Origin of the sequence: Allobosea sp. CCNWLY174 (assembly GCF_037120455.1) — a bacterium.
In the GTDB taxonomy this organism is placed as follows: Bacteria; Pseudomonadota; Alphaproteobacteria; order Rhizobiales; family Beijerinckiaceae; genus Allobosea; species Allobosea lupini.
In genome coordinates this window covers 1-6490 of the sequence record NZ_JBBBBQ010000022.1, presented here as the reverse complement: position 1 = coordinate 6490, position 6490 = coordinate 1, and the positions used below count along the sequence as shown (strand labels likewise).

The following is a 6490-nucleotide window of genomic DNA, read 5'->3' as shown; positions in this document are numbered from 1 at the left end:
CTGCGTTTCATGTCCTGGTCCTCTTGCGGGGCCAGAACGAACTTCAAACTGGATTAGGACCGAGGGGCAACGTCACGGTGGTTGGATGTTTCCAGGGGCGAGCCATCGCGATAGCCATTGTGTACCACCCGTGTGTACCAATCGGGCGGTTGTAAGTCCTTGATTTGCTGAAGCTCTCTGGAAAATCAATCCCTTAGGGGATCAATGGCGGAGAACCCGGGGGAGACTTCCATCTTTTCCGACGCTTTCGATCTCCTGTTTCAGACTCTAGCCGATTGGAACGAACAGCTCAAACTTCTGGTATTGAGCTTCCAGCGGCGCCCAAGCGGTGCCGGAACCGGTCCCAGCGCTAAAGACCAAACCACGCAAACGCGGCTACCGCCCGACTCCTTCGGCTCTGAGCTGAGGGGGCGGACATGGCAGATAAGCACCGTGCGATCGTCGCGCGGCCGTTCTCCATTCGCCTTACGGATGGGGAGAAGGCCAAGCTCCAAGCCAAAGCCGGGCGGGTTCCGCTAGGGGCCTATGCCCGCAAAGTTCTGCTAGGCGAACATGCTGAGAACCGGGACGCGACCGGGCCAGCTCCCCGCGTCGATACGGCGCTTCTGGCCCGCATGCTGGCCATCCTGGGCGAGTCCAACCTAGCGGGCAATCTGAACCGTTGGCGCGGCACGCCGAGGCCGGAGCCCAAATTGGAGACGAGGCCACAGTCACCCGGCTGCGCGACGCCTGCGACGCTTTGGTCGCGATGCGTCTTTTGCTGCTGCATGCGCTGGGCAAGCGCATTTTGGACGACAGCAAACCCACAGCCGCCAATCCAGAGGATTGGCTATGATCCTCGTCGGCTTCCAACGCGGCGGCGGGGCCAACCTTGCTGCCCACCTAATAAATCGGCGCGACAACGACCATGTGACCGTGGTCGAGTTGCGCGGCTTCGTTGGCACCACCCTGCGCGAAGTCTTCGACGAAGCGCATGCGATCTCGAAAGCGACCAAGGCCAAGCAGTATCTGTTTTCGTTGAGCCTCAAGCCACCTCGCGACGCGGAGGTGAGTATCGAGGCGCTGAAAGCGGCGGCCGACCGCGCGGAGGCGCGGCTTGGTCTGACCGGCCATGGGCCTGCGCGTGCCCAGTGCCCGTTTGCGGCCACCGCGTCTACGCACCTGTAGCTTCTCCTCGCGATAGACCTGCCCACGATCTGGCGGGAGGAGGATGCGATCCGGAGCGTCGAGAATCGTCGGCGCGCTGCAACTAAGACAGCCCTCGCCCGGAAGCGGAAGGCTGCATCCGGTCCCAGCGAAACCGAGCGAGAGGCCGCTGAGGAGGCGTCGCCAAGCCTCGCAGGCTGGGACGAATTCGACGCCGACGGGCTGCTTCGGTGATTTGGGGCAAGGCTGCAAGCGGACGGTGGAACGCACAGTTCGCTTTGTGGTGCGCCACTAGTCGACGTCGGCGCTTCGTCGAAACGTGAACATTCTTCGGCCACTTCCCTCACCGGCCACGGCGCCTTTCGACTTGGCGGCACGGACGCAGCGACCGCGAACGGCGCCCGAGCAGCGCTGCAGTCCCCAGCGACCTGACGAACTCGTGTGCGCGACATTTTAGAACGATAGTGAACTCGTCGCCTGTTCGGTGGTTCTCTTTCGCAACGCGGCATACTCGGGAGCGAGCCCTCGCCGCGGTTTGCGAAAAGCGGAGGCGATATGCCAACTCCCCGAGAACTGGAAATGAACCGGCGTGACCTGATGGTCGTCGCCGGCGCCTGCGCCGCCTTTTCGGCCGCTGCTACAGGTACCCGGGCGCAGCCGGCACCAGTCGGAAAGCCGGTGCTGAGCGAGGTCTCTTTCAGCGTGAATGGCCGACGCCACCAGCTCGAACTCGATACGCGCACGACGCTGCTGGATGCGCTGCGCGAGCATCTTCACCTGACGGGCACCAAGAAGGGCTGCGATCACGGTCAATGCGGCGCTTGTACGGTGCTGGTCGACGGACAGCGGGTCAATTCCTGTTTGACGCTGGCGATCATGAACCAGGGCGCTGAGGTCACCACCATCGAAGGGCTGGGCGGCGTCGATAACTTGCACCCGATGCAGGCGGCTTTCGTGAAGCATGACGGCTTCCAGTGCGGTTACTGCACGCCCGGGCAGATCTGCTCCGGCGTCGCTGTCCTGGAAGAGATCAAGGCAGGCATTCCCAGCCATGTCAGCGCCGATCTGACCGGCGCCATGACGGCGACCGAGGCCGAAATCCGTGAGCGTATGAGCGGCAATATCTGCCGCTGCGGCGCGTATTCGAACATCGTCGAAGCGATGACCGAAGTGGCGGGAGGCTAGGATGAGGGCATTCTCCTACGAAAAGGCAGGCTCGCCGGCCGAGGCCGCAGCGGCTGCGGCGGAGAGCCCCGGCGCCAAGTTTATCGCGGGTGGCACGAATCTGCTGGACCTCATGAAGCTCCAGATCGAGGTCCCGACTCATCTGATCGACGTCAACGGGCTCGGCCTCGACAAGATCGAGCCAACCTCGGATGGCGGCCTGCGCATCGGCGCGCTCGTGCGCAACACCGCTCTTGCGGCAGATGAGCGGGTGCGGCGCGACTATGCCGTCCTGCCGCGCGCTCTGCTGGCTGGTGCGTCCGGGCAATTGCGCAATCGGGCCACCACGGCCGGTAACCTGCTGCAGCGGACACGCTGCCCCTATTTCTACGACACGGCGCAGCCCTGCAACAAGCGCCAGCCGGGCAGCGGCTGCTCGGCGATCGGTGGGTTCTCGCGACAGCTGGGAGTGATCGGCGTCAGTGATGCCTGCATCGCGACGCATCCCTCCGACATGGCCGTTGCGATGCGCGCGCTCGACGCCACGGTCGAAACGGTGAAGCCGGATCGCTCATCCCGCTCGATCCCCGTAGCGGATTTGCACCGCCTGCCCGGCAACACCCCGCATCTCGAGACGGTGCTGGAGAAGGGCGAGCTGATCACTGCAGTGACGCTGCCCAAGCCTGTCGGCGGCACGCAAATCTACCGCAAAGTGCGCGACCGGGCTTCCTATGCCTTCGCCCTGATTTCTGTCGCTGCCATCGTGCAGCGCGATGGCACCGGCAGGATCGCGCTCGGCGGCGTCGCACCCAAGCCCTGGCGCGTCGAGAAGGCGGAAGCCGAAATGCCTCGCGGGGCGAAGGCGGCTGCGGCGGCCATGCTCGCCGGGGCCAAACCGACCGATGAGAACGCATTCAAGCTGCCGCTGGTTGAGCGCACGCTCGACGCGGTGCTGGCGCAAGCAAAGGGCTAGGCCATGAAATTCGACAAGCCCGCTACCGACAATCCGATTGACCGCCTGCAGGTGGTCGGTCAGCCGCATGACCGCATCGACGGCGCCCGCAAGGTCACCGGCACCGCGCGCTATGCCTATGAGCAGCACGATGTCGTGCCGAACCAGGCCTATGGCTATGTGCTAGGCGCCGGCATCGCCAAGGGCCGGATCGCTTCGATCGATCTCGACGCTGCGCGCAAGGCTCCGGGCGTGCTCGCCGTAGTGACGGCGAAGGAAGCCGGCGCTCTGAAGAAGGGCAAGCGCAACACTGCCCGCCTGCTGGCGGGGCCCGAAGTGGAGCATTACCATCAGGCGGTGGCGCTGGTGGTGGCAGAGAGCTTCGAGCAGGCACGCGCTGCGGCCAGCCTGATCAGAGTGGAGTATGCGGCCGCCAAGGGAGCCTTCGACCTCAAGGCGGCAAAGGATAAGGCCGTCAAGCCCGAGGGCGACGATCCCAGCCTCGACGATACCCGCGTCGGCGATTTCGCAGGCGCCTTCGCGACTGCGCCAGTGAAGCTCGACGAGATCTATACGACCCCCGACGAAAGCCATGCGATGATGGAGCCGCATGCCACGCTTGCCGCTTGGGAAGGTGAGAAGCTGACGCTGTGGACCGCCAATCAGATGGTCGCCTGGGGCGTCACCGACATGGCGACGACCCTCGGTATCCCCAAGCAGAACATCCGCATCGTCTCGCCCTTCATCGGCGGGGGCTTCGGCGGCAAGCTGTTCCTGCGGGCTGATGTGCTGCTGGCGGCGCTGGGTGCGCGGGCGGCCAGGCGGCCGGTCAAGGTCGCTCTGACGCGCCCGCTGATGACGAACAACACCACCCATCGACCTGCGACGATCCAGCGTATACGCCTCGGCGCGACGATGGAGGGCAAGATCACCGCGATCGGCCACGAGAGCTGGTCGGGCGATCTGAAAGGCGGCGGGCCCGAGGTCGCGGTGCAGCAGACCCGGCTGCTCTACGCCGGCGCCAACCGGATGACGGCGATGCGCCTGGCCGAGCTCGACCTTCCGGAAGGCAACGCCATGCGTGCACCCGGCGAGGCCCCCGGCCTGATGGCGCTCGAAATGGCGATGGACGAGATGGCGGAGAAGCTCGGGCTGGACCCGATCGCCTTCCGCCTGCTCAACGACACGCAGGTCGATCCTGAAAAGCCCGAGCGGCCGTTTTCGATGCGGCGCCTCGACGAGTGCTTCAAGGTGGGGGCCGAGCGCTTCGGCTGGTCGCGCCGCTCGGCGCGGCCAGGCGGGATTCGCGATGGCAACTGGCTGGTCGGCATCGGCGTCGCGGCGGCCTTCCGCAACAACCTCGTTATGAAATCAGGCGCGCGCGTCAGCCTCGATGCCAACGGCATCGTCACGGTCGAGACCGACATGACCGATATCGGCACCGGCAGCTACACCATCATCGGCCAGACCGCGGCCGAGATGCTTGGCGTCGGGCTCGACAAGGTCGTGGTCAAGCTGGGTGATTCCGACTTTCCCGTCTCGGCGGGGTCCGGCGGCCAATGGGGTGGCAACAGCTCGACCGCCGGCGTCTATGCCGCCTGTGTCAAGCTACGCGAGGCCATCGCGCAGAAGCTCGGCATCAACTCTACCGAGGCGGTGTTCTCGGGCGGTGAAGTGAAGGCCGGCAACCGAAGCCTGCCCGTGGCGAGCGCCGCGCAGGCAGGGCCGCTGACAGGCGAGGACACGATCGAATATGGCGATCTCGACGAAACGCATCAGCAGTCAACCTTCGGCGCGCATTTCGTCGAGGTCGGCGTCGATGTGGCCACGGCTGAGACGCGGGTCCGGCGCATGCTGGCGGTTTGCGCGGCCGGGCGCATCCTCAACCCGAAGACGGCGCGCAGCCAAGTCATCGGCGCGATGACCATGGGGGTGGGCGCGGCGCTGATGGAGGAACTGGCGGTCGACAAGCGCCGCGGCTTCTTCGTCAACCACGACCTCGCCGGCTACGAGGTTCCGGTGCATGCCGACATCCCGCATCAGGACGTGGTGTTCCTGGACGAGACCGACCCGATGTCCTCACCGATGAAGGCAAAGGGCGTCGGCGAACTCGGCATCTGCGGGGTTGGTGCGGCAGTGGCCAATGCCATCTATAACGCGACCGGAGTACGTGTGCGCGACTATCCTATAACGCTCGACAAGCTGCTCGCGCAGATGCCGGATGCTGCTTGAGTGCCGCTGCACTAGCGCCTGTAGTGGTCGCGTGGTACCTGCTCATAGCGATTGCGCGACAGCGGATTGAGCGTGTCCAGACATTACGGCTGTCCTAGGAAGCGGACGGCACATTACCCATGGCGCAGTGATGTCCGCCGCGGGCGATGATTTGGCGTCGTGGGCTTCGCGGTAGACCGCCAGGCGATAGCCGTGCCAGTTCACCTCAAGAGCCCAGCTCGGACGAGCATTAAGCCGTTAGAGATGAAAGGACTCGATCCACTCGCGTCGCTGCCGATTCTCGGCGCCAATCTGATCTCATCGGCCGTTGGAACAGGTCCTTGCTCGGTGGTCGCATGGTCGTTGTCCTCAAATGCGCTGGGGTCACTTGCGTCGAGGACCTTTCTTTTCGGCCACGTGACACCATCTGTTTGACGACACTCAGGCTTTGAAGGATCCAACCGTCCATGTCGTGCGATTGCGAACGGCTGGCCGAAGCGATCTATCGCGAGATCGAAAAGCAGCTCCCCGGACGTTGCGACGCCCATATTCTCGACAATCGAGACCTTCAATCGGTCCTGATCGATGGGCAACTGGATCTCGTGAAAATCGCGGCGTCGCTGACAAAACGCTTCTGCTTGCTGGCGGACGATCTGGAGACGTTGGACTCAGAAGCCCCAGCCGAGGTCTTCGCCGCTTAAGCCATAGCGCTCCAGCAGGAACCGACAAGAGGGCAATCCAGTTGAAAGCTGCGAACGCTGGCTGAGCCAGATGCTTTGGAGCGGACCATGCCTGCCCTGCGGAAATTCTCACGAACGTTGGTCAATCTTGTTGCCTATGCGGTGGTGCTTCGCTGGTCCTTTCAGCCGGATCGAGATTTGAATGCTCGTTGAGCCGTGAACCGTGCGCTTCGCCAGTTTGCTGCTTGCCTGTGGTCGCCAAATGAATCGACCTTCTATCGGAACTTTCTACGCACAGCTGCGGTTCATGGGTGGCCCCGATCGCACATTGCGCCGG

7 protein-coding genes are annotated in these 6490 nt (G+C 64.1%); 6 read left to right on the top strand and 1 reads right to left on the bottom strand.

Annotated elements, in window-relative coordinates; translation table 11 throughout:
* Window positions 1-661: 661 nt before the first annotated feature.
* The 6 genes from V7S63_RS28625 (at window position 662) to V7S63_RS28600 (ending at window position 6174) form a co-directional block, all read left to right on the top strand.
* On the top strand, window positions 662-835 hold the full coding sequence (locus V7S63_RS28625) for a hypothetical protein (protein ID WP_336532827.1): 174 nt from the start codon (window positions 662-664) through the stop codon (window positions 833-835).
* Complete coding sequence (locus V7S63_RS28620) at window positions 832-1167, top strand: hypothetical protein (RefSeq protein ID WP_336532828.1); 336 nt, start codon at window positions 832-834, stop codon at window positions 1165-1167. Before V7S63_RS28625 ends, V7S63_RS28620 begins: the two co-directional genes overlap by 4 nt.
* 534 nt (window positions 1168-1701) lie before the next feature.
* Window positions 1702-2331, top strand: coding sequence for an aldehyde dehydrogenase iron-sulfur subunit PaoA (gene paoA, locus V7S63_RS28615; protein ID WP_336532826.1), 630 nt, complete (start codon window positions 1702-1704; stop codon window positions 2329-2331).
* A 1-nt stretch (window position 2332) separates the two neighbouring features.
* Window positions 2333-3283, top strand: coding sequence for an FAD binding domain-containing protein (locus V7S63_RS28610; RefSeq protein ID WP_336532825.1), 951 nt, complete (start codon window positions 2333-2335; stop codon window positions 3281-3283).
* Between the two features lie 3 nt (window positions 3284-3286).
* Window positions 3287-5494, top strand: a complete 2208-nt coding sequence (paoC, locus tag V7S63_RS28605; RefSeq protein ID WP_336532824.1) for an aldehyde oxidoreductase molybdenum-binding subunit PaoC — start codon at window positions 3287-3289, stop codon at window positions 5492-5494.
* 446 nt (window positions 5495-5940) lie between these two features.
* Complete coding sequence (locus tag V7S63_RS28600; RefSeq protein WP_336532823.1) at window positions 5941-6174, top strand: BTB/POZ domain-containing protein; 234 nt, start codon at window positions 5941-5943, stop codon at window positions 6172-6174.
* Window positions 6175-6295: 121 nt separating this feature from the next.
* On the opposite strand, the gene V7S63_RS28595 is transcribed toward V7S63_RS28600, so the two are convergent.
* Window positions 6296-6490, bottom strand: a 195-nt coding sequence (locus tag V7S63_RS28595; protein ID WP_336532822.1) for a hypothetical protein, incomplete at its 5' end; no start/stop codon positions are given.